Here is a 20,868-nt window from a genome sequence, read left to right as displayed (position 1 = left end):
CCTTATTTATGGAAGATCACCTGACCACCTGCCACCACTTCATCGACAATGCCAATCACGCACAGATCGACAGGTGATGATTCGTTACGGTGCGCCTGACGGGCTGAGCTTCCGCTGACCAGCAGCACCCACTCTCCGGTTCCCGCCCCGATGCTGTCGATAGCAACAGCACATTGCCCGTCGGGATTACCCTGGGCATCAATCATTTCCACCATCAGCAACTTGTCGTGCGCGAGCCCCTGATGGCGTACGGTACAAACAATTTGTCCTGTGACGATTGCCAGTTTCATACGCGCCTCCGTGGCATATTTCAGGTAAAACCTCCCCCTACCCTCCGCAGAAGGTAATGTGAAAAGGAGAGAGGGTGACGCCAGCAACGCAGTCTGTGGCGTCACATGGACGACTTACATGTCGTTGCTGTCGCCTTTAAAGCTGATCGGGAATACTTCTTCCAGATCGCCATGCGGACGCGGGATCACATGTACGGAAACCAGCTCGCCAATACGCTGTGCAGCCGCAGCACCTGCGTCCGTTGCGGCTTTGCATGCCGCTACGTCGCCACGGACCATGGCAGTGACCAGACCGCCACCGATCTGCTTCACGCCAACCAGTTTCACGCGTGCCGCTTTAACCATTGCGTCAGAAGCCTCAATCAGTGCAACCAGGCCCCGGGTTTCAATCATTCCTAATGCTTCCATTGTGTTTTCCTCTCATTAAGGGGTCCAGAACGGGACCTAAACAACCAGTGTGTGCGAGGCGTTTTCACGACTCACGTCAGTCTGGCGCGGCACTGCTGCCACCAACGCCAGTTCGATAATTTCCTGTACGCTACAGCCGCGAGAGAGGTCATGAAGCGGTGCGGCAAGCCCCTGGATCAGCGGCCCGACTGCACGATAACCTCCCAAACGCTGGGCGATTTTGTAACCAATATTGCCTGCTTCAAGCGACGGGAAGACCATCACATTGGCATTGCCCTTTAACGGACTTGCAGGCGCTTTTTGCGCGGCGACATCCGGAACAAAGGCGGCATCAAATTGCAGTTCGCCATCCACCATAAGCTGCGGCGCACGTTCACGAACGATCTCCGTGGCCTGCTGCACGTTAGCGACGTTGGGGTGACGGGCACTGCCATTACTTGAAAACGACAGCATGGCCACGCGCGGTTCTTCCCCCGTAATTGCCTGCCAGGTCTGCGCGCTGGCAATCGCAATATCCGCCAGCTGTGCGGCGGTGGGCTGGGGTACGACGCTGCAATCGGCAAAGCCTAATGACGGTCCGAGATACTGCGGCAGCATCAGGAAAATTGACGACAGCGTTTTACAGCCAGGCTGTAGCCCAATAATGCGTAACCCGGCGCGTAGCACGTTTGCCGTCGACGAAAGATTGCCGGCAATACAGACATCCGCTTTCCCCGCGCTAACCATTGCGGCGGCGAACATTAATGGGTCATTGAGTTTTTCCAGCGCATCGGCTGGCGTTTTATCTCCCGCGCGGGCCAGCCAGCGCAGCGCAAACTCTTCGCGCATTGCCAGATTGCTTTGCGGATCGATAACCTGGATACCATCCATCGCCACCCGATGGCTGAGAGCAAACTGGCGCAAGGCAAATGGACTGGCGACGAGAATGGGGCGCGCCAGACCGTGCTGATGCAGATAATTCGCCGCTTTCAGCACCCGGACATCCAGCGCATCCGGGAACACCACCCGGGCAGGTGAGCGTTGGGCGAGTTGACGAGCACGTTCAATGATCATGGCTTCTCCCCCAGTCGCTGTTGAATTTGGCTAACCGTCAGCGGATGCTTCGCCACGCTAAGAATCATCATCACGTAGACTGTACTGGAAAGGCGGTTGAGCGCCTGCATGATGTCCGGTCGCATAACGTCAAAACTGCGGGTGATGAAGACCTGCGCCGCCACCGTCTCCGTTTCACGGACTTTGGTACGCAGCAGATTCAGCAGCGCGCAATCACGTCCGTGGCTGGCCTCAGGTACCAGATGATCGTGATCCAGATAGCGCAGCGGATTATGTGAAAGCCGGTGTAAATCTTCGTCGCTCAAACCGACGATAGCTTGTGCGGTCAGCGACTCGTCCATAGCATCGGCGCGCATAATATTGCCCAGGCGTGAGCGAATATCCGCCAGCCACGGCTGCCACGGTTCCGCCAGCTCGATCTGCAACCACACGGTCAGGGCGATGGTGCTGTCCAGCGCGGCGCGAAATCCCAGACGCGGATCGCTTTTGGCTACCATCTTGTCTGCCGTCAGATGCGTCAGCGTGTCTGGTTTCTTCGCCACCGGTTGATGACACAGTTCGCAGTTGGCCTGGGGATGGGTAGCGCTGCTGGTTAAACCATGCACCGGCTGCGGCTGCTGTTCTTCGTCATCAATAAACAGGCTGCCCTGCTCGTCGATAAACTTAATGCGCAGATGTCGGCTTTCCAGTAATTCCCGGGCAGACGGCGTCAGGCGAGCGTCAGCGGGGAGATGAATTTCAGCCCCTTCGCTGAGCGTATGATTCGCTCTGAGCCATGCTTCGGTAATGAAATCCTTCATACATCCGCCTTAGCAGGACTGCCAGTTCGCAGGCCAGGCCACATACAGAAACTTCACCGTCGATGGCGTACCAAATTCAATGCTGGAGCCTTTCGGGATAAACATGACGTCCCCGGCTTTAGCAATCATGGTTTCGCCTTCGTGACGAACGTGCAGCTCGCCTTCCAGAATCATGTCGATTTCGTCGTAGTTCAGCGTCCATGGGAAAAAGGCGTTATCCCACTGCATGAACCCGGCGGCCATGCTGCTACCGTCCTGGTCGGTCACCAGGTCGGTTAAGCCAACGCAGTGCGGTTGCGCGCCGTCAAAACGCCCAAACTTCACGCTGCTACCGTCGATGACTTTGACGCCGCCTTTGCCGGTGACCGATTTAAAGCTCGGCTGCATTCCGCCCTGCTCCAGCGACTGTTTCTCCTTCATGACTTTGTCCATCAGCTGCGCGACCAGGCTTTCGGTAAATTGCCCTTCGGGCAATTGCGCAATGATGGTTTCACGAATGCGCTGGCTCTCCGTTTTGCCATCATCCCCCGCAGCCGGTGCTGCAGCGGCGGCAGTTGGCGCGGATTCGTCGCATTCACGGATAGTGACGCCCAGCAGCTCCGCCACTTCGCGTGCCTCTGGGGTGATGATGCTGGCGCGCAGAACAACCGACATTTCCTGTTCGCCGCGTGCGTGGGCCGCACGAATATCGTTAGCTGTGATGAGTTTTTTCACCTGCCCTTTCCTCCTTTTGGCTGAGCTCAGTCAGATAATCCACCAGGTGCTGCACGCTGCGCGGGTCATGGCTATTGAGCTCGAAAATCGGCTCCTGAAACCCCATCCCGCGAAGTAGTTGTCGCGTTGCGGCGACGTCGGCATCCGGCATGTCCGTTTTACTGATAACGGCGATTTGTCGTTTACTGGCGCCGATATCCAACAGCCCGGCAGGTAAGCGACTTTCTTTATCATTTGCCGCGTGTATATAAATCAACGTATCGACATCCTGCAGCGTGGTAATTAAGGCGTGGTACCAGCGCGGATGGCTAAAATATTCTCCCGGCGTATCGATATCGCCATTTTCATTAAACTCAACGGCCTGTGTTTTTCTGGCGAGGGAATAATTCCCCTGTAGCGCATTAAAGAGCGTTGTTTTCCCCGCGCCCACCGTACCGACAAACGCAATACGTTTCATCGCCGCCTCTGATTAACTTTTTGTCAGGTTGCACAACGTGAAATTTAATAACCGACCCAGACCGCTCACCGTCTGTAATAGCGCTTCTTCTACCGCGCCTACCGAGCCATAAATCACCAGTGCCCCGCTGAATCTATCGAGAAAGCCGATATGTACATCCGCCGCCTTCATGGCTAAGTCACCGGCAATCATCGCGGTTTCGCCTGGCGTCAGCGTCATAATGCCGATGGCGCCCGCCTCGGGAACGCCGATCTTTTTCGCCAGTTCTTCGCCAGGGTGCGCAATGAGATGCGCCAGCGTGACCTGTTTCCCCGGCACAAATTCCTGAATGATGCGTTCTTTTTCCATTGCTCACCGCCTCCGCTGAAACTGCCCTCATCGTGGCAATTTTTTGTCAGAGTAAATAACAAAATTCGGCAACCAGGTTTAAAAGGTGAAGTGGATCACTAAGAAAAGGAAAATAAAAAGGCGCGGGAGATACCCGCGCCAGAAATAATTAAAGTGAAATTACAGCGGCTGTGTTTGAGCTTCTACAACGGCCAGCGCCACCATATTAACGATACGACGAACAGAGGCGATCTGCGTTAATACGTGCACCGGTTTCGCTACCCCCATCAACACTGGGCCGACCGTTACGCCTTCGGAGCTGGAAACACGTAGTAAGTTGTAACTAATACGAGCAGCCTCCATATTCGGCATCACCAGAATATTGGCTGAGCCTTTCAGTGGGCTATCCGGCATACGGTCGTTACGGATACTTTCCACCAGCGCGGCATCACCGTGCATTTCACCGTCAATCATCAATTCTGGCGCACGCGCCTTAATCAGCGCCAGTGCTTCACGCATTTTGCTGGCAGACGGACAATTTGATGAGCCAAAGTTGGAATGTGACAGTAATGCCACCTTCGGTTCGATACCAAAGCGACGCACGGTTTCTGCCGCCATCACGGCGATTTCAGCCAGTTGCTCCGGCGTTGGGTCATCGTTGACGTAGGTGTCGGCGATAAAGGTGTTACCGCTTGGCAGCAGCAGTGCGTTCATCGCCCCGGCTGTATGCACGCCATCACGGTGACCAAACACCTCTTTCACCACGCTGAAGTGCTCATGATAGTCACCAATCGTACCGCAGATCATCGCATCGGCTTCACCGCGCTGCACCATGATCGCGCCGATAACCGTAGTGTTGGCAATCACCGCACGCTGCGCCTGCTCCTGGGTAATACCACGGCGCTTCATGATCTGGTAGTACTCGTTCCAGTACTCTTTAAAGCGCGGATCGGACTCATTGTTAACGATTTCAAAATCGACGCCGGCTTTGATCTGCAGTCCCAGTTTCTGGATACGCATTTCGATCACACTCGGACGACCAATCAGGATCGGCTTCGCCAGACCTAAGGTGATCAGCTCCTGAGTCGCATGCAGCACACGCGCCTCTTCCCCTTCCGTCAGCACCACACGCTTCGGCGCTTTACGTGCCTGGGAGAAAATCGGCTTCATGAACAGGTTGGTTTTGTAGACAAATTCGGTCAGCTTATCGATATAAGCGTCAAAGTCAGCAATCGGACGCGTTGCCACACCGGAGTCCATCGCCGCTTTTGCTACCGCCGGGGCGATTTTAACAATCAGACGCGGGTCGAACGGTTTAGGGATGATGTATTCCGGGCCAAAGCTCAGGTCCTGGTCGCCATAGGCGGAGGCCACCACTTCGCTCTGCTCGGCGTGCGCCAGCTCAGCAATGGCGTGTACCGCGGCCAGTTTCATCTCTTCGTTGATGGCGGTAGCGCCGACGTCCAGCGCGCCACGGAAGATGAACGGGAAGCAGAGAACGTTGTTAACCTGGTTCGGGTAGTCGGAACGACCGGTACAAATGATAGCGTCCGAGCGCACCTCTTTTGCCAGCGGCGGCAGGATTTCCGGTTCCGGGTTGGCAAGTGCCAGGATCATCGGCGCACGCGCCATCTTCTTGACCATTTCCTGGGTCAGCACTTTGGGACCGGAGCAGCCGAGGAAAATGTCTGCACCGTCAATCACGTCATCCAGCGTACGTTTACCGTCATCCACTACCGCGTAAGCCGCTTTGGTTTCCGCCATGTTCGGTTCGCGGTCTTTGTAAATCACGCCTTTGGAGTCGCAGACCACAATATTGTGTTTCTGCATCCCCAGCGCCACCAGCAGGTTCATACAGGCAATCGCCGCCGCACCTGCGCCAGACACCACCATGCGTACGTCAGAGATATTTTTCTCTACCACCCGCAGACCGTTAAGAATTGCGGCGGTGCTGATGATCGCCGTGCCGTGCTGATCATCATGGAATACCGGTATATTCATACGCTCGCGCAGTTTTTGCTCAATGTAGAAGCATTCCGGCGCTTTGATGTCTTCGAGGTTGATGCCGCCAAACGTTGGCTCCAGGGCCGCCACGACATTGATAAATTTATCCGGATCAAGCTCATCCACTTCGATGTCGAACACGTCAATCCCGGCGAATTTCTTAAACAGAACGCCTTTTCCTTCCATCACCGGTTTGCCAGCCAGTGCGCCGATATTGCCAAGGCCCAGCACCGCTGTACCGTTGGAGATAACCGCAACCAGGTTGCCGCGCGCGGTATATTTGTAGGCCGCCAGCGGGTCCTTTTCAATTTCCAGACACGGCGCTGCAACGCCTGGCGAGTAGGCCAGAGCAAGATCGCGCTGTGTTGCAAGAGGCTTGGTCGGAGAAACCTGAATTTTACCTGGTACTGGAAATTCGTGGAAATCGAGGGCACTTTGTTTTAACTGGTCATCCATCTTGTTGTTCCTTTCACGTGTCGATCAAAAAAGTGGCGCGGGTAACCATGCTACGAGCCGCACATTATCACCTCAGTCAGCGGCCCAAACTTTGAAGGTCCCCAAACTCTCGCCATTCAAAGAAAGAATTTGTTATCAACTTATAACAGCCATGTTACCTGCTTAATCCAGCAATGCCATGCTTGTCTGCTATGCTTTTTGCGTGTGCAGCCCGCAATTTTCCCAAAAGTGTGAATTAACACACGCATCTAACGCTTTACTTTTCAAGGAGTATTTCCTATGACCCGTAAAGAGCTTGCCAATGCCATTCGTGCGCTAAGTATGGATGCCGTACAAAAAGCTAACTCAGGCCACCCCGGCGCACCAATGGGAATGGCCGATATCGCCGAAGTACTGTGGAATGATTTCCTCCGCCATAACCCGACCGATCCCACCTGGTACGATCGTGACCGGTTTATTCTGTCCAATGGTCACGCTTCAATGCTGCTTTACAGTCTGCTGCATCTTTCCGGCTACGATTTGCCGTTAGAGGAGTTGAAGAACTTCCGCCAACTGCATTCGAAGACGCCAGGGCACCCGGAAATCGGCTACACGCCGGGCGTGGAAACCACCACCGGCCCGCTGGGTCAGGGTTTAGCCAACGCGGTTGGCCTGGCGATTGCCGAACGCACGCTGGCGGCGCAATTTAACCAGCCGAATCATGAGATTGTTAACCACTATACCTGGGTGTTTATGGGCGACGGCTGCCTGATGGAAGGGATTTCCCACGAGGTTTGTTCCCTGGCGGGAACCCTGGGATTGGGCAAACTGATCGGCTTCTACGATCACAACGGCATCTCGATCGATGGCGAAACCGACGGCTGGTTTACCGACGATACCGCGAAACGCTTTGAGGCCTATCACTGGCATGTGGTGCATGAGATTGACGGTCATGATCCTGAGGCGGTGAAAAAAGCGATTCAGGAAGCGCAGGCTGTTACCGATAAGCCATCGCTGATTATCTGCCGCACGGTGATTGGTTTTGGCTCACCGAATAAAGCCGGGAAAGAAGAAGCGCACGGCGCCGCGCTGGGTGAAGAAGAAGTGGCGCTAACCCGACAGAAGCTGGGGTGGCACCATCCTGCTTTTGAGATCCCCAAAGAGATTTACCGGGCGTGGGATGCACGGGAAAAAGGTGAGAAAGCGCAACAGGCCTGGAACGAGAAATTCGCGGCGTATCAACAAGCACACCCGCAGCTGGCGGCTGAATTTACCCGTCGAATGAGCGGCGGGCTACCGGAACAGTGGGAAGAAACGACCCAGAAGTACATTACCGACTTACAGGCTAATCCGGCCAAAATCGCCACCCGTAAGGCCTCGCAAAATACCCTGAACGCCTACGGGCCGATACTGCCTGAACTGCTTGGCGGCTCAGCGGATCTGGCGCCGAGCAACCTGACCATTTGGAAAGGATCTACGTCGCTTAAAGAGGATCCCGCCGGAAATTACATCCACTATGGCGTGCGGGAGTTTGGCATGACCGCGATTGCCAACGGTATCGCCCATCACGGTGGCTTTGTGCCGTACACCGCCACGTTCCTGATGTTTGTCGAATATGCCCGTAATGCCGCGCGCATGGCGGCGTTGATGAAGGCCAGACAAATCATGGTTTATACCCACGACTCGATTGGTCTGGGGGAGGATGGTCCTACGCACCAGGCCGTCGAACAGCTCGCCAGCCTGCGTCTGACGCCTAATTTCAGCACCTGGCGACCGTGCGATCAGGTTGAGGCGGCAGTAGGCTGGAAGCTGGCGGTCGAACGCCATGACGGGCCAACGGCGCTAATCCTCTCCAGACAAAATCTGGCGCAGGTTGAGCGTACACCTGAACAGGTGCAGCAGATTGCCCGCGGGGGATATGTGCTGAAGGACAGCGGCGGTAAACCGGATGTTATTTTGATTGCTACCGGTTCAGAAATGGAAATCACGCTGCTGGCGGCGGAAAAACTGACCGGTGAGGGTCGTAACGTGCGTGTGGTTTCTCTGCCCTCGACCGATATTTTTGACGCTCAGGATGAGGCGTACCGGGAATCTGTCTTACCAGCAAACGTCAGCGCCCGGGTGGCGGTGGAAGCAGGCATTGCCGATTACTGGTACAAATATGTCGGTCTAAAGGGGGCAATTGTCGGCATGACCGGTTATGGAGAATCGGCTCCGGCCGATAAATTGTTCCCGTTCTTCAGCTTTACGGTAGATAACATCGTCGCCAAAGCGCATAAAGTACTTAACGCGTGATCCACAATGTGGGCCAGGCATCTGGCCCATGCCAGTTATCGCAACTTGGTTCCTGGGCATAACGCGCCAGGCGAAACCGCTGTCCGTCGTAGCGCCAGCGCGTCTGGATACCGCAATCAGCCAACCCTCGTCCTTTGGCGAGGGTGACCAGTTCCCGCGACTTCTCGTCAAACGTGGCGTTGGTCAGTTCCATATCCCGACTTTCGGCATCCGTTTTAAATGGCAGACTCAAACGGACGGCACTGGAGGTTAACGGTTTTGCGCGTGAAACAATCCACGCCAGATCGATGGTGTTATACGCCCCGGCTTCACAGCCGATCATCAGTAACGCTTTGTCATCCGTCAGGGCCGTGACGCGCATCTCGCGACGCAGTGGATCGATCGAGCAGCGAATACCATTGATGCGCCAGTTACCATAATCCAGCAGCTCACTGCGCTCTTGTTGCGTTAAGGGCGTTGGCGTTGGGTTAATGACAGCCACACCTTTCAGGGCCGGGGCTGGCGGTACGCTAAGCGGCGGCTCATCACCTTTTTCGATCCAGGCGGTTTCGCTCCCCACGCGTTTTTGCTGGGCGTCGATAAACAGTAATGCGGCTTTTAATCCGATCAGTGAAAGATTTTGCGCGCCTTTTTGCAGGGTTATTGCCTTCGCGTCCTGTACGGTTTGTAAAAATGCGCTAATAGTGACCGGATCATCGGTCATCAGTTGCCAGGGGGTAATACGCCAGTGCTCACCGCTAAGCGAAAGCGGTGCGCCATCCAGCAACAGGCGCGGCGCAATTTCGCTCTCTTTAGCATGGGAAGGCTCCAGCCCTCCCAGTTCAATACGCAACACCGCATCGGTGTGCGCCCCGGCGCTGCGGCTGAGGGTCATGACCAGGCCGTGATGTTCTCCGGTATTGCGCGCCACGCAAAAATTCTGGTTATTACACGTCACCTGCCAGTCAGAAAACGCCTGCTGCGCGGGCGCGGCCCACAGCAAACGGACGGGAATCAGCCCGAGCAGAAAAATGAAAATGACGCGATAGCGCATGGACGGTACAACCCCGGAATTAAAACACACAGCCTAAGCGGTATCTTCCTTGCGCGACTGATGTGGCTCAATAAGAATCGTCGGATTGGCCGTCTATTTGTAAATAAATATTAATACTCAGGGTTAATCCATAAGGTGCGACGACTGCAGGTAGTTCAACAACAGCACCGTTTTGCCGTCACGGATCTCACCCGTTTTAATCATTTCCAGCGCCTGCGTGAACGGCAACTCCAGAACCTCAATATCTTCATCTTCAACACCGCCGCCTGCATTTGCCCGCTGACTGTCGCTGTATTGCGCGATAAAGAAATGGATCAGCTCCGTTACGCCGCCCGGCGACATGTAGAGTTCGAACAGTTTACGCACTTCCCCCACTTCATAGCCGGTCTCTTCAATCGCCTCTTTACGAATACACGCTTCTGGTTCGTCGTTATCCAGTAGTCCGGCGCAGGTTTCAATCAGTTGGCCGTCTTCGTTACCGTTGACCCAGGTCGCGACGCGGAACTGACGGATGAGAACCACGGTTTTCTTCTCCGCGTTATACAGCAGAATTGTGGCGCCGTTGCCGCGATCGTAAACCTCGCGCTTGTGACGAATCACCTCACCGTTACTTCGGGTCAGATCATAGGTAATATTGCGCAGGATGAAGTAGTTATCAGAAAGGACTTTATCTTTGATGAGGGTAATTTTTTGCGACATACCGGCTCCACGGCGAGAAGTGAGAAATAATACTACGCCGTGAAACCGGGTTTGTCTTGACCTTCGGCTAGTGAGATTTGACTGATTTTACGCCCAGCCAGTCGACGATCCCTTGGGCAGCATGCCGCCCTTCAGCCATCGCCGTGACCACCAGGTCCGCACCGCGTACCGCATCTCCGCCGGCAAAGATTTTCGGGTTACTGGTTTGATAACGGTACGCGCTCTCAACGTTGGCGGCAATGCGTCCCCAGTTATCGACCTTAACGCCATGCGCCTCCAGCCACGGCATACCGTGCGGGTGGAAACCAAACGCCATGATCACCGCGTCTGCAGGCATAACAAACTCACTCCCGGCGATCGGCACCGGACGTCGACGCCCATTCGCGTCCGGCTCGCCAAGCTGGGTACGTAAGAAACGCACGCCGCTGACTCGTCCATCGGCATTCAACACCAGCTCAACCGGCTGGACGTTAAACTCAAAGTTCGCCCCCTCTTCACGCGCGTTTTTCACCTCTTTTTTCGAACCCGGCATGTTGGCTTCATCACGACGATAGGCGCAGGTAACCTGGCTTGCCCCGTGACGCAGCGCGGTACGCACGCAGTCCATCGCCGTATCGCCTCCGCCCAGCACCACAACGTTCAGCCCGGCGGTATCGATAAACGGTTCTTCAGGCAGTTCATCCAGCCCCATCACCTGTTTGGTGTTGGCAATCAGGAACGGCAGCGCATCATAAACGCCCGGCGCATCTTCATTCGGCAGGTCCGCCTTCATGGAACGATAGGTCCCCACGCCCACAAATACGGCATCGTACTCTTCCAGCAGCGTCGCCAGCGCCACATCCCTACCCACTTCACAGTTAAGTTCGAAATGAATGCCCATGGCGCTGAAGATTTCACGGCGACGCGCCAGCAGCGTTTTGTCCAGCTTGAAGGCCGGTATGCCAAACGTCAGCAAACCGCCGATTTCAGGATGGCGATCGTATACGGTGGCGCTAACGCCGTTTCGCGCTAACACATCCGCACAGGCCAGGCCTGCCGGACCCGCGCCGATAATCGCGACGCGCCTATCCACTTTCTGTACGTGGCTTAAGTCCGGTAGCCAACCTTTGCTCAGCGCCCGGTCAGAAATATAACGCTCAATATTACCGATAGTCACCGCGCCATGCTCGTTACGCACCGTGCATGCCCCTTCGCAGAGCCGGTCCTGGGGACACACGCGCCCGGTCACTTCCGGCAGGCAGTTGGTCTGATGAGAAAGCTCAACCGCCGCGTCGATGTTCCCGGCTTTGACCAGTTCTATCCACTGCGGAATATGGTTATGCAGTGGGCAGGTCCATTCGCAAATACTGTGGTCGCCGCATTTCAGACAGCGGGATGCTTCCCGCTCCGCCTGCGCCGTGCGAAACGGCAGATAGATCTCTTCAAAGCTGGTTTTTCGGGCTTCAATCGCCAGCTTATCTGGCTCACCACGCGCAGGCGTCGCCTGCATTTGCTCACGTTTGGTGATGGCATCCTGAACAAAATCGGTAGCGCTACTGTGCCAGGGCTGACTCTCCAGGCTGGCTGTACGCAGTCTGCGCGCTTTTGACAGGCCGGTAAGCGCGTTTTCCGTCACCAGCTGTAACGCCTGTGCCGGACAGTTTTCCACGCAGGCGGGGCCTTCTTCACGCCCCTGGCACAAATCGCATTTATGCGCAGTCGCTTTCACCTTTCCTTTAGCCACGGGAGTGAGTACGATCTGCATCGTGCCAAAGGGACAGGCCACGACGCACGATTTGCAGCCAATACACTTTTGCGGGTTCACCTGCACGCTGTCGTTATCATGGCTGATTGCCCCGTTTGGGCAACTTCTGGCGCAGGGGGCATCTTCACAGTGGTGGCAGGTCACCGCACTGCGCTGTTGCTGATGCTTGATGACGGTAATTCGGGGCTGAAAATGCCGCGGGCTCAGGACATGCTGCTCGCCATTGTGGGCCATGACGCAAGCGACCTCACAGGCATGGCAACCCAGGCACTGCTGGCTATTGACCATAATAAAACGATTCATGGCTTCCTTCTTTTTTGGTTGCAAAAACCTTATTCTTTATATGATTGTTGTTATTAACCGACACGGAAGGAAGCGGCAATGTTCATTTGCCCAGGAAGCACAACTATTTATCCAGAACCTGTGGCAGATCAATTTATTTCATCGCATATGAAATTGTGTTTCAGTTACCATCCAGTTTCATGGCGTTTTATTAACATTTATCAAATACACCGTATCGTTCGGGCTGTATCAAGGCGCGACGTGTATTGTGTGAGGATGCACAAGTGACGGTAAAGCGTCCGGTCTCGGCCAGCCTGGCCAAGGCTTTTTTCTACATCGTGCTGTTGTCGATTCTCTCAACGGGTATTGCGTTGCTCACGCTGACCAGCAGCTTGCGGGATGCTGAAGCCATCAACGTTGCTGGCTCATTGCGCATGCAAAGCTACCGTCTGGGTTACGATCTGCAAAGCCAAAGCCCGCAGCTCAACGCCCACCGCCAACTTTTCCAGCAGGCGCTAAACTCGTCGGCATTACAAAATCTGAATGCGTGGTATGTACCGCAAGCGGTGAAAAGTCGCTATGGACGACTGCATGCAAACTGGCTGGAAATGAACGCCCGCCTGATCGATGGCGATTTAAAATGGTACCAGGCCAATATCAATAACTATGTCGATCAAATCGATCTCTTCGTGCTGGCGTTGCAACATTACGCCGAACGCAAAGTGATGCTGGTTTTTGGTATTTCGCTGGCAGGCGGGATTGGCATATTCACGCTCGTCTTCTTTACCCTGCGGCGCATTCGCCAGCAGGTGGTGCGACCGCTAAATAAGCTGGTAATGGCCAGCCAGCATATTGAGCACGGTCAGTTTGATATTCCACCGCTGGATACCGGTTTACCCAACGAACTGGGGCTGCTGGGCAAGACCTTTAGCCAGATGTCGAGTGAATTACACAAGCTGTACCGTTCACTGGAAGCCTCGGTCGCAGAGAAAACCCACGATCTCCACGAAGCCAATCGCCGTCTGGAGGTGCTGTATCAGTGCTCTCAGGCGCTCAATACCAGTCAGATTGATGTGTACTGCTTCCGCCATATTTTACAGATTGTTCGCGAACATGACGCCGCGTATTTCCTGGAGCTTACCGTCGGTGATAACTGGCGGATTAGTGAAGGGAGCAAAAGCCCCGAGCTGCCAATGCAAATCCTGCCGGTCACGATGCAGGAAACCGTCTACGGCGAACTGCACTGGCAAAGTCCAAACGTCAATGCCTCGACCCCGCTGCTCAACAGCGTATCTTCTATGCTGGGACGCGGGTTGTACTTCAACCAGGCGCAAAAACATTTTCAGCAGCTGTTGTTAATGGAAGAGCGCGCGACCATTGCACGCGAACTGCACGACTCGCTGGCGCAGGTGCTCTCTTATCTACGCATTCAGCTCACGCTGCTGAAGCGTTCGATTCCAGAGGATAACGCTCCGGCGCAAAGTATTATGGCGGATTTCTCTCAGGCGCTGAATGATGCCTATCGTCAACTGCGCGAGCTGCTGACCACCTTCCGTCTGACCTTACAGCAGGCCGATTTACCCTCCGCCCTACATGAAATGCTGGAAACACTGCAAAATCAGACCTCAGCTAAACTGATGCTCGATTGCCGGTTGCCTACGCTGGCGCTGGATGCGCAAATGCAGGTGCATCTGCTGCAGATTGTTCGTGAAGCGGTGCTGAACGCAATTAAGCATGCTAACGCAACCGAAATTGCCGTCAGTTGCGTCACCGCGCCGGATGGCAATCATACGGTTTATATTCGCGATAACGGCATCGGCATTGGCGAACCGCATGAGCCTACCGGGCACTATGGATTAAATATTATGCGTGAACGAGCGGAAAGACTGAGCGGCACGTTGACCTTCTCGCAGCCCTCCGGTGGGGGAACGCTGGTAAGCATCAGTTTTCGTTCAGCTGAATCCGACAGTAAGCTAACGTAAAGAACCGCAAAGCGCCGTCGGGTCTGGATCCAGGTCTGACGGCGCTGGCACAAAAGGTATGCTGTAAACGGGCATGATAATTTACATTATCTTCTTTTTTTCTCCACGTTTGCCCCGTACCTTGCCGCTAAAGTGAAGCAAGTCATACCCATAACGATACGCAGAAACACGAGGTCCCCTTTTAATGGCGAATTTTTTCATCGATCGCCCCATTTTTGCCTGGGTGTTAGCTATCCTGTTGTGTCTGACAGGAGCCCTGGCTATTTTTTCGCTACCCGTTGAGCAATATCCCGATCTGGCCCCGCCCAACGTGCGGGTAACCGCCAACTATCCTGGTGCATCTGCACAAACGCTGGAAAACACCGTGACCCAGGTCATTGAGCAGAATATGACCGGTCTCGATAATCTGATGTATATGTCATCACAGAGCAGCGGGACAGGCCAGGCGACGGTTACGCTGAGTTTTGTCGCCGGGACCGATCCTGATGAAGCCGTACAGCAGGTGCAAAACCAACTGCAATCGGCAATGCGTAAGCTGCCGCAGGCGGTACAGGATCAAGGGGTCACGGTACGCAAAACCGGGGATACCAATATTCTGACCATCGCCTTCGTCTCTACCGATGGCTCCATGGATAAGCAGGACATCGCCGATTACGTGGCGAGTAATATTCAGGACCCGCTCAGTCGTATAAACGGCGTGGGGGATATCGACGCCTACGGTTCACAATACTCCATGCGTATCTGGCTCGACCCGGCCAAACTTAACAGCTTCCAGATGACCGCCAAAGATGTGACCGACGCTATCGAGTCACAGAATGCGCAGATTGCCGTCGGGCAACTTGGCGGCACGCCTTCAGTGGACAAACAGGCGCTGAATGCGACGATTAATGCCCAGTCGCTGCTGCAGACTCCGGATCAATTCCGCGATATTACTCTGCGCGTTAACCAGGATGGTTCGGAAGTTAAACTGGGCGACGTGGCGACGGTCGAAATGGGGGCTGAAAAGTATGATTATCTCAGCCGCTTTAACGGTAATCCCGCCTCCGGTCTGGGCGTGAAGCTGGCCTCAGGCGCCAATGAAATGGCAACGGCAACGCTGGTTATTAACCGCCTGAACGAGCTGTCGCAATATTTTCCGCACGGGCTGGAATATAAGGTGGCGTATGAAACCACCTCCTTCGTAAAAGCCTCAATCATCGACGTGGTAAAAACGCTGCTGGAAGCGATCGCGCTGGTATTTTTGGTCATGTACCTGTTCCTGCAAAATTTCCGCGCCACGCTGATTCCCACTATCGCCGTTCCCGTCGTGCTGATGGGTACCTTCTCCGTGCTCTACGCCTTTGGCTATAGCGTGAACACGTTAACCATGTTTGCGATGGTGCTGGCGATCGGCCTGCTGGTGGATGACGCCATTGTGGTAGTGGAAAACGTCGAGCGTATTATGAGTGAGGAGGGCCTCTCACCGCGTGAAGCCACGCGAAAATCGATGGGACAAATCCAGGGCGCGCTGGTCGGTATCGCCATGGTACTGTCGGCGGTGTTTATCCCAATGGCCTTCTTCGGCGGCACTACCGGGGCTATTTATCGCCAGTTCTCGATTACCATTGTTTCCGCGATGGTGCTGTCCGTTCTGGTGGCGATGATCCTCACCCCTGCGCTGTGCGCCACGCTGCTTAAACCGCTGCATAAAGGCGAACAACACGGGCAGACCGGTTTCTTCGGTTGGTTTAACCGCATGTTTAACCGCAATGCCGAACGCTACGAAAAAGGCGTTGCCCGGATCCTGCATCGCAGCCTGCGCTGGATCCTGATCTACGTTCTGCTGCTCGGCGGTATGGTCTTCCTGTTCCTGCGTCTGCCGACTTCCTTCCTGCCGCTGGAAGACCGTGGAATGTTTACCACCTCGATACAGCTCCCCAGCGGCTCCACCCAACAACAAACGTTGAAAGTGGTAGAGGAAGTAGAGAAGTATTACTTCACCCACGAAAAAGACAACATCATGTCGGTCTTTTCCACGGTAGGATCCGGCCCCGGCGGGAACGGACAAAACGTGGCGCGTATGTTCGTGCGTTTAAAAGACTGGGATGAGCGTGACACCACCACTGGGACCTCCTTCGCCATCATCGAACGCGCAACCAAAGCGTTTAATAAGATTAAAGAGGCTCGCGTCTTCGCCAGCAGCCCTCCAGCCATAAGCGGCCTCGGAAGTTCGGCTGGTTTTGATATGGAACTGCAGGATCACGCCGGCGCGGGCCATGACGCGTTAATGGCCGCACGCGACAAGCTGATTGAGCTGGCCGGGAAAGACGCGTCCCTCACCCGCGTTCGTCATAACGGACTCGACGACAGTCCACAATTGCAAATTGATATCGATCAGCGCAAAGCCCAGGCGCTGGGCGTGTCCATTGACGACATCAACGACACATTGCAAACGGCCTGGGGCTCCAGCTACGTTAACGACTTTATGGACCGCGGCCGCGTGAAGAAAGTCTACGTCCAGGCGGCGGCAAAATACCGCATGCTCCCGGACGATATCAACCTGTGGTACGTTCGCAATAATAGCGGCGGCATGGTGCCTTTCTCGGCCTTTGCCACCTCGCGTTGGGAAACCGGCTCACCGCGTCTGGAGCGTTATAACGGCTATTCTGCCGTCGAGATTGTCGGTGAAGCCGCGCCCGGCGTCAGTACCGGTACGGCGATGGACGTGATGGAGTCGCTGGTCCGCCAATTGCCGACCGGATTTGGCCTGGAATGGACGGCGATGTCTTATCAGGAACGACTGTCGGGTTCTCAGGCCCCTGCCCTGTACGCCATCTCTCTGCTGGTCGTGTTCCTGTGTCTGGCGGCGCTGTACGAGAGCTGGTCGGTGCCCTTCTCCGTCATGCTGGTCGTGCCGCTGGGGGTTATTGGCGCGCTGCTGGCCACCTGGATGCGCGGTCTGGAAAACGATGTGTATTTCCAGGTCGGGTTATTAACCGTTATCGGACTCTCAGCGAAGAACGCGATATTGATTGTTGAATTCGCCAATGAGATGAACGAGAAAGGACACGATCTGCTTGATGCCACGCTGCATGCCTGTCGCCAGCGATTACGCCCGATTCTGATGACGTCGCTGGCGTTCATCTTTGGGGTGTTGCCGATGGCCATCAGCAATGGCGCAGGTTCCGGCAGTCAACATGCGGTGGGGACCGGTGTAATGGGCGGGATGATCTCAGCCACAATCCTGGCAATTTACTTCGTTCCCCTGTTCTTTGTGCTGGTCCGTCGACGCTTCCCATTGAAGCCACGCCCAGAATAATCGGACACAAAAAAGGCGACTTACGTTGAGTCGCCTTTTTTTATCCTTTGCAGGATATGAATTTCTTCCAGAAAATTATTTACGAAGCATGACTTCGATAAAGTCTTTCCAGTTCCCCAGTTCACGTTCAATCATAACAACCTCTCTTATTATTATGAGCATTCTACGAAATCATCATCATCAAAAGAAGATCATTTAACCGATGGTTGTGATTACATCCTCCCGTGTTTGGGGTATATGTGATCACTATGCGCTAAACCCATAAATTTTATGTGACTTACTGCAACATTTTGAAATGTTCATACATCATCTACTACTTTGACAATTCTGATGGAAAAACAGGCTGATGCAAACAGGCAAATTCTGATTTTCATTTATACGATAGTTTTGGAACTTTCAGGAATCATTATTCACCCTTGTTCAACAATGTTATATTTCTCTATAACGCCTGAATGACAATATGTATTATTCATGTTCACAAAACATAGGCATAAATATTCAAATTCCATCAATAAGGATTCAGATGATTACTCTCTACGGCATTAAGAATTGCGATACGATTAAAAAAGCCAGACGCTGGTTAGAAGAACGAGGGATCGACTACCGCTTCCATGATTATCGCGTCGACGGCCTGGACAACACGCTATTACAGTCCTTTATCAGCGAATTAGGTTGGGAGCCGCTGCTCAATACGCGTGGAACCACCTGGCGAAAACTGGATGAAGCCACGCGTAGCCAAATCACTACTGCGGACGCCGCCGCCGCGTTGATGATTGAAATGCCTGCAATTATCAAACGCCCATTGCTCTGCGCGCCGGGTAAGCATATGCTGCTTGGTTTCAGTGATTCCAGTTATACGCAGTTTTTTAATGAGGTGTAATCTATGTCGTGCCCGGTTATTGAGCTGACTCAGCAGCTTATTCGCCGTCCTTCTCTGAGCCCGGATGATGCCGGGTGCCAGGCGTTAATGATTGAACGCCTGCGCGCGGTAGGTTTTACCGTTGAGCGAATGGATTTTGGTGACACGCAGAATTTTTGGGCATGGCGCGGTAAAGGTGAGACCCTGGCATTTGCCGGTCACACTGACGTAGTGCCTGCCGGCGATGTCGATCGCTGGATTAATCCGCCGTTTGAACCGACCATTCGCGATGGCATGTTGTTTGGGCGTGGCGCTGCCGATATGAAAGGTTCGCTGGCGGCGATGGTCGTGGCCGCAGAACGCTTTGTCGCCCAACATCCTAATCATCAGGGCCGCCTGGCATTCCTGATAACCTCTGACGAAGAGGCCAGCGCCAAAAATGGCACCGTGAAGGTGGTTGAAGCGCTCATGGCGCGGAACGAACGCCTCGATTATTGTCTGGTTGGCGAGCCGTCCAGCACGGAAATCGTTGGCGACGTGGTGAAAAATGGTCGTCGTGGTTCACTGACCTGCAACCTGACCATTCACGGCGTGCAGGGGCACGTAGCCTACCCGCATCTGGCTGATAACCCGGTACACCGCGCAGCACCTATGCTCAATGAACTGGTGGCGATCGAGTGGGATCAGGGTAACGAGTTCTTCCCGGCGACCAGCATGCAGATTGCCAATATTCAGGCAGGAACCGGCAGCAACAATGTTATCCCGGGCGAGCTCTTTATTCAGTTCAACTTCCGTTTCAGCACCGAATTAACCGATGAAATGATTAAAGCCAGGGTGCTGGAACTGCTGGATAAACACCAACTGCGTTATACCGTCGACTGGTGGCTCTCCGGTCAGCCGTTCCTGACCGCACGCGGTAAACTGGTGGATGCAGTAGTGAACGCCATTGAGCACTATAATGAAATTAAACCGCAGTTACTGACTACAGGCGGGACATCCGACGGGCGTTTTATTGCCCGCATGGGGGCACAGGTAGTAGAGCTTGGGCCGGTCAATGCGACCATTCATAAAATTAATGAATGCGTTAATGCCGCCGACCTGCAACTGCTGGCCCGTATGTATCAACGTATCATGGAACAACTCGTCGCCTGATGAGTGTTCCTGTAAGAGGAAATGAGCATGGACTGGCTGGCAAAATACTGGTGGATTTTAGTGTTGGTGTTTCTGGTAGGCGTATTGCTGAACGTGATTAAAGATCTCAAGCGTGTCGACCCTAAGAAATATCTCGCCAATAAGCCGGAGCTTCCCCCGCATCGTGACTTTAACGATAAGTGGGACGACGACGACGATTGGCCAAACAAGGATCAACCGAAGAAATAATTTCCAGGCCGATAAATCCCGTAGGCCCGGTAAGCATTAGCGCTACCGGGTATTAAGTGCCGGATGGCAACGCTTCGCGTTTTGTCCGGCCTACTGTGATCAATCAGATCATCTCAATCACATCATCATCGTGAGGCTTACCACCGCTCAGCGCTTCATCAAAGTAGTGTTTCGGTACGGTAAAACGCAGATGATCGAGCGCAAACTGCATGCTGTGTTCATCAATGGCGTGCCCAAGATTTTCGACGATATCCAGCGTCACATCTCCACCAGCGCGAATTAACACTTCCTGCGCAGCAACGGCGTGAGATAACTCAATTACCCGGTCTTCACCGCCGTGAATCAAATGTACCGTCGTAGCCGTGGTTGCAACCTCTGGTAAGGTGGCGTAGCGACCATTGAAGGCGATGACCCGCGATGCCAGCCCCGGCTCGGCTTTAATACTCTCAAGCGACATAATCGCCCCCTGAGAAAAACCAATCAGCGCGGTAGCCTGAGGTGAAACGCCGCTGTGTTTTTGCCAGTAGCGCACGGTTTCAATAAAGACCGGCATAATGGCGTCAACACGCGCCTGCCGGTTCTCCTCCGTTACGCCCTGAACCGAAAACCACTGACGTCCGGAAGGAGAACCATAAGGCTCAGCCCCGCCAATGCTGACGATAAGCGCATCCGGAAACAGCGGTGCAAACCAGGAGCCGATTTCGCCCATGGCAACCGGGTTATCGCCGACACCATGAAACAGCAGCAGTAGCTGTTGAGCGGGTTTATCAGGACTTTGAACAACAAAATGGTCATGTTTCATGGCGAT

Annotated in this window: 19 protein-coding genes; 6 read left to right on the top strand and 13 right to left on the bottom strand. The window is 54.3% G+C overall.

The genetic code is table 11. The features are described 5' to 3' along the window. Window positions 1-2: 2 nt before the first annotated feature. The 8 genes from eutN to maeB all read right to left on the bottom strand — a co-directional run bounded on the left by eutN (window position 3) and on the right by maeB (window position 6,509). Window positions 3-290, bottom strand: a complete 288-nt coding sequence (eutN, locus tag ICA20_RS07085; RefSeq protein WP_003038011.1) for an ethanolamine utilization microcompartment protein EutN — start codon at window positions 288-290, stop codon at window positions 3-5. A gap of 114 nt (window positions 291-404) precedes the next feature. Next, window positions 405-698, bottom strand: coding sequence for an ethanolamine utilization microcompartment protein EutM (eutM, locus tag ICA20_RS07080; RefSeq protein WP_003835054.1), 294 nt, complete (start codon window positions 696-698; stop codon window positions 405-407). A 36-nt stretch (window positions 699-734) separates the two neighbouring features. Beyond that, window positions 735-1,751, bottom strand: a complete 1,017-nt coding sequence (gene pta, locus ICA20_RS07075) for a phosphate acetyltransferase (RefSeq protein WP_038642535.1) — start codon at window positions 1,749-1,751, stop codon at window positions 735-737. Continuing rightward, complete coding sequence (gene eutT, locus ICA20_RS07070; RefSeq protein ID WP_038642537.1) at window positions 1,748-2,551, bottom strand: ethanolamine utilization cob(I)yrinic acid a,c-diamide adenosyltransferase EutT; 804 nt, start codon at window positions 2,549-2,551, stop codon at window positions 1,748-1,750. Before eutT ends, pta begins: the two co-directional genes overlap by 4 nt. Before the next feature lie 9 nt (window positions 2,552-2,560). Next, the gene (gene eutQ, locus ICA20_RS07065) at window positions 2,561-3,265 is read right to left on the bottom strand and encodes an ethanolamine utilization acetate kinase EutQ (protein WP_038642538.1); all 705 of its coding nucleotides are present in this window, start codon (window positions 3,263-3,265) and stop codon (window positions 2,561-2,563) included. Then, on the bottom strand, window positions 3,243-3,722 hold the full coding sequence (gene eutP, locus ICA20_RS07060; RefSeq protein ID WP_003037998.1) for an ethanolamine utilization acetate kinase EutP: 480 nt from the start codon (window positions 3,720-3,722) through the stop codon (window positions 3,243-3,245). The genes eutQ and eutP overlap by 23 nt, the downstream gene beginning before the upstream one ends. Window positions 3,723-3,734: 12 nt before the next feature. Continuing rightward, window positions 3,735-4,070, bottom strand: coding sequence for an ethanolamine utilization microcompartment protein EutS (gene eutS, locus ICA20_RS07055; RefSeq protein WP_003037995.1), 336 nt, complete (start codon window positions 4,068-4,070; stop codon window positions 3,735-3,737). A gap of 159 nt (window positions 4,071-4,229) precedes the next feature. Next, a complete protein-coding gene (maeB, locus tag ICA20_RS07050) occupies window positions 4,230-6,509 on the bottom strand; it encodes an NADP-dependent oxaloacetate-decarboxylating malate dehydrogenase (protein ID WP_038642540.1) in 2,280 nt (759 codons plus the stop codon). Window positions 6,510-6,788: 279 nt separating this feature from the next. Between maeB and tkt the strand changes: the two genes are divergently transcribed. Beyond that, entirely contained in the window at window positions 6,789-8,783 is a 1,995-nt protein-coding gene (gene tkt, locus ICA20_RS07045) for a transketolase (RefSeq protein WP_038642542.1), read from the top strand. On the opposite strand, the gene ICA20_RS07040 is transcribed toward tkt, so the two are convergent. The 3 genes from ICA20_RS07040 to aegA all read right to left on the bottom strand — a co-directional run bounded on the left by ICA20_RS07040 (window position 8,773) and on the right by aegA (window position 12,562). After that, window positions 8,773-9,816, bottom strand: a complete 1,044-nt coding sequence (locus tag ICA20_RS07040; protein WP_038642544.1) for a DUF1176 domain-containing protein — start codon at window positions 9,814-9,816, stop codon at window positions 8,773-8,775. The two genes, tkt and ICA20_RS07040, sit on opposite strands and share 11 nt — an antisense overlap. Window positions 9,817-9,939: 123 nt before the next feature. Next, window positions 9,940-10,515 carry a GDP-mannose pyrophosphatase NudK gene (nudK, locus tag ICA20_RS07035; RefSeq protein WP_006683526.1) on the bottom strand — a complete coding sequence of 192 codons (576 nt, stop codon included), beginning with the start codon at window positions 10,513-10,515 and terminating at the stop codon, window positions 9,940-9,942. A gap of 67 nt (window positions 10,516-10,582) precedes the next feature. Continuing rightward, window positions 10,583-12,562, bottom strand: a complete 1,980-nt coding sequence (gene aegA, locus ICA20_RS07030; RefSeq protein WP_038642546.1) for a formate-dependent uric acid utilization protein AegA — start codon at window positions 12,560-12,562, stop codon at window positions 10,583-10,585. Window positions 12,563-12,825: 263 nt separating this feature from the next. Here aegA and narQ point away from each other — a divergent pair, with 263 nt between their 5' ends. Together narQ and acrD are read left to right on the top strand one after the other, a co-directional pair. Next, entirely contained in the window at window positions 12,826-14,523 is a 1,698-nt protein-coding gene (narQ, locus tag ICA20_RS07025) for a nitrate/nitrite two-component system sensor histidine kinase NarQ (protein ID WP_038642548.1), read from the top strand. 184 nt (window positions 14,524-14,707) lie between these two features. Then, entirely contained in the window at window positions 14,708-17,821 is a 3,114-nt protein-coding gene (acrD, locus tag ICA20_RS07020; protein WP_038642550.1) for a multidrug efflux RND transporter permease AcrD, read from the top strand. A 75-nt stretch (window positions 17,822-17,896) separates the two neighbouring features. Here the strand turns inward: acrD and ypfM are convergent, their stop codons facing one another. Further along, window positions 17,897-17,956 (bottom strand): protein YpfM, encoded by a 60-nt coding sequence (gene ypfM, locus ICA20_RS07015; protein ID WP_001386977.1) that lies wholly within the window; start codon window positions 17,954-17,956, stop codon window positions 17,897-17,899. A 388-nt stretch (window positions 17,957-18,344) separates the two neighbouring features. On the opposite strand from ypfM, the gene ICA20_RS07010 reads away from it, so the two are divergent. From ICA20_RS07010 to ICA20_RS07000, 3 genes are read left to right on the top strand one after another with little or no spacing between them, the layout of a single operon-like run. Beyond that, window positions 18,345-18,701: an ArsC family reductase gene (locus tag ICA20_RS07010; protein WP_038642552.1), complete on the top strand. Its 357-nt coding sequence runs from the start codon at window positions 18,345-18,347 to the stop codon at window positions 18,699-18,701. 3 nt (window positions 18,702-18,704) lie between these two features. Then, a complete protein-coding gene (gene dapE, locus ICA20_RS07005; protein ID WP_038642554.1) occupies window positions 18,705-19,832 on the top strand; it encodes a succinyl-diaminopimelate desuccinylase in 1,128 nt (375 codons plus the stop codon). 27 nt (window positions 19,833-19,859) lie between these two features. Further along, entirely contained in the window at window positions 19,860-20,060 is a 201-nt protein-coding gene (locus tag ICA20_RS07000; protein WP_003037974.1) for a membrane protein, read from the top strand. Between the two features lie 103 nt (window positions 20,061-20,163). Here the strand turns inward: ICA20_RS07000 and ypfH are convergent, their stop codons facing one another. Continuing rightward, entirely contained in the window at window positions 20,164-20,862 is a 699-nt protein-coding gene (gene ypfH, locus ICA20_RS06995) for an esterase (protein WP_038642556.1), read from the bottom strand. Window positions 20,863-20,868 lie beyond the last annotated feature (6 nt).

Origin of the sequence: Citrobacter sp. C5_2 (genome assembly GCF_014596845.2) — a bacterium.
In the GTDB taxonomy this organism is placed as follows: domain Bacteria; phylum Pseudomonadota; class Gammaproteobacteria; order Enterobacterales; family Enterobacteriaceae; genus Citrobacter; species Citrobacter werkmanii.
Note: the sequence above shows the minus strand (reverse complement) of the source record. Positions and strands in the feature narration are given on the sequence as shown.

Bases quoted from the DNA above. Each gene is read 5' to 3' on its own strand.
- eutN (WP_003038011.1), bottom strand. From the start codon at position 290: ATGAAACTGGCAATCGTCACAGGACAAATTGTTTGTACCGTACGCCAT.
- eutM (WP_003835054.1), bottom strand. From the start codon at position 698: ATGGAAGCATTAGGAATGATTGAAACCCGGGGCCTGGTTGCACTGATT.
- pta (WP_038642535.1), bottom strand. From the start codon at position 1,751: ATGATCATTGAACGTGCTCGTCAACTCGCCCAACGCTCACCTGCCCGG.
- eutT (WP_038642537.1), bottom strand. From the start codon at position 2,551: ATGAAGGATTTCATTACCGAAGCATGGCTCAGAGCGAATCATACGCTC.
- eutP (WP_003037998.1), bottom strand. From the start codon at position 3,722: ATGAAACGTATTGCGTTTGTCGGTACGGTGGGCGCGGGGAAAACAACG.
- eutS (WP_003037995.1), bottom strand. From the start codon at position 4,070: ATGGAAAAAGAACGCATCATTCAGGAATTTGTGCCGGGGAAACAGGTC.
- maeB (WP_038642540.1), bottom strand. From the start codon at position 6,509: ATGGATGACCAGTTAAAACAAAGTGCCCTCGATTTCCACGAATTTCCA.
- tkt (WP_038642542.1), top strand. From the start codon at position 6,789: ATGACCCGTAAAGAGCTTGCCAATGCCATTCGTGCGCTAAGTATGGAT.
- ICA20_RS07040 (WP_038642544.1), bottom strand. From the start codon at position 9,816: ATGCGCTATCGCGTCATTTTCATTTTTCTGCTCGGGCTGATTCCCGTC.
- nudK (WP_006683526.1), bottom strand. From the start codon at position 10,515: ATGTCGCAAAAAATTACCCTCATCAAAGATAAAGTCCTTTCTGATAAC.
- aegA (WP_038642546.1), bottom strand. From the start codon at position 12,562: ATGAATCGTTTTATTATGGTCAATAGCCAGCAGTGCCTGGGTTGCCAT.
- acrD (WP_038642550.1), top strand. From the start codon at position 14,708: ATGGCGAATTTTTTCATCGATCGCCCCATTTTTGCCTGGGTGTTAGCT.
- ICA20_RS07010 (WP_038642552.1), top strand. From the start codon at position 18,345: ATGATTACTCTCTACGGCATTAAGAATTGCGATACGATTAAAAAAGCC.
- dapE (WP_038642554.1), top strand. From the start codon at position 18,705: ATGTCGTGCCCGGTTATTGAGCTGACTCAGCAGCTTATTCGCCGTCCT.
- ICA20_RS07000 (WP_003037974.1), top strand. From the start codon at position 19,860: ATGGACTGGCTGGCAAAATACTGGTGGATTTTAGTGTTGGTGTTTCTG.
- ypfH (WP_038642556.1), bottom strand. From the start codon at position 20,862: ATGAAACATGACCATTTTGTTGTTCAAAGTCCTGATAAACCCGCTCAA.